General features: G+C 60.8%; 1 protein-coding gene. It reads right to left on the reverse strand.

Annotated features, from left to right (window positions below):
• Positions 1–1,258: VCBS repeat-containing protein (locus tag JGU66_36270; protein MBJ6766232.1), on the reverse strand; the 1,258-nt coding region annotated here is incomplete at its 3' end.
• Between the last annotated feature and the right edge of the window lie 653 nt (positions 1,259–1,911).

The following is a 1,911-nucleotide window of genomic DNA, read 5'->3' on the forward strand; positions in this document are numbered from 1 at the left end:
TGAATCCCAGATTCCAAACAGGATTCGCCTGCACGATCGGGTTGAAGCCCGGCAGCGTTCGCCCGTACTCAATCGAAGTATAGCCTGAGGCCGAATTGTACTTCAGTACGTCCATGTAGCCGTCTGCTCCAAAGTCACTCGGAACCAGCTTCTGGCTCGCCCCCCAATTGGCCTGACTTCCCACTGCTGAGACCAACCCGGCGGCGGCCTGACCGTAACGAACCTCGGCACTTCCCGTTACGGAAGAATAGAGAATGACGTCTCCATGCCCGTCCCCATCGTAGTCGCCAGGGACAACCTTCAGACCAGCGGCCCAGGTTGTCTGACTCCCTGCCGCGAAGGTCAATCCGGCGGCGGCCCGACCATAGCGAATCTCAGTGTAGCCCGTTGCGCTGTCGTAGATCAGGACATCCGAGAAGCCATCGCCGTTGAAATCGACGCCCCCGTTCGTCCTGGTCCCATAGAGCTTCCGGACAGAACGCGTATCCAGGACGCTGAGGCGCCCTGAACTGTTTCCGCCGTTGTTGCAATAGTGCATGACGGACTGATTGTCATAGCGCGACCAGAAGGATCCGCTCCCACCACCAGGAGGGTTGCAGGTGGCATCAGCTGGATCGGAGTTGTCGACACGATCCTGCTCATGGGAGAACCCAAGCACATGGCCGAACTCATGCACGGCGAGATATTGCAGTCGCGCCAGTCCCTGTGCGGAGGTGATGTTGGTTGGAACCGCGATATGCATGCTCTCTGCTTCAGTGGGCAGCCGTAGCCCCCCACGCCCCAATTGAGAGCTTCCGCCACCACCAGCATCCGTTGCGGCATTCACCAGCACCCGGATGAATTTCTGATCACCTGTCGTGGGGCAAAGTGCGAAGCCTCCGAACTGAATTCTTGCCGCACGCTGCCACTGACTCTCGATTGCAGCACGAATAATCCCCTTGGCTGCGTCGAAGCCAGGGTCAATCCAGCAGACCGGAATCGTGTCACCCGTCGTCCAGAGTTGCACTCCCGATTCCGTCCAGAGCCCCGCGGAGTTCACACCCACTTCCGTCGGAGCCTCATTCTCAGGCTCTGGGCTCTGGCATGCTCCTCCCAGGAATGCCGCAGTCACGAAACTCGCGAACAGAAACCTCGACCCCACCACACGATTTGACATCGCTGCCCTCCATCCAGACAAAAATCCAGAAGAATTGCTCACGCCCAACTCCTTGAACACCACCCAGTCAATGCCGCCCTGCAGCAAGATCAGCCATACCACAGGTCGACACCACCAACCCTGGGCCCTCGCTCTCTTGTGGCTCTGCGGCTTCGCGCGGCAAGCCGCAGTTGGGCACCTTGTCTCATGATTTGCCGAAGACTGGTAGCCCAGAAATGATTGGAACCGTCTGGGTATGTCCACAGTTTGAGGCCAAAGCTGACGGGCCGCGATGGGCAGTCGAACGGTAACCGGCGACCTGATGGGGCGGTCACTGCGGCGCATTGAGGCAGGCTATGCTCTGTGCCGGCTGAGCCGATGGATTTGCGTCTGGAGTTCGCATCAAGTGACCTGCCACAGCGGAAGTTTGTCGCCCGAGCGGTGCTGTCACTCAGTGACTCTCAGGGGAGGACACGCATGAGTCCTGCCCGTCGGTCTGCGTCGGCTGTGCGATTGGTGCTGTGTGGCTGCTCTTGGTCAGGGCAGGTTGAGATGGGCTGGGGGGCCTGGCGCAATGGGCGCCGAACGCATCGGGCGCGCCACGAAGTCTCAGGGGGGAGAAGACCTCGGGCCGGGGAGCAGGGGCGCCGCTGCCGTATGCCGCGAGGAACGCCTCAACGCACCGGAGGGGCGCCCTCGGCGCTGGTGGCGTTGCCGAATAGCAGCGCGCTGATGGCGGTGAGCGTCAAGGTAGTTGTCGCGTGAGAGGGTTCAGC

Source organism: Myxococcaceae bacterium JPH2 (assembly GCA_016458225.1).
Taxonomy (GTDB): domain Bacteria; phylum Myxococcota; class Myxococcia; order Myxococcales; family Myxococcaceae; genus Citreicoccus.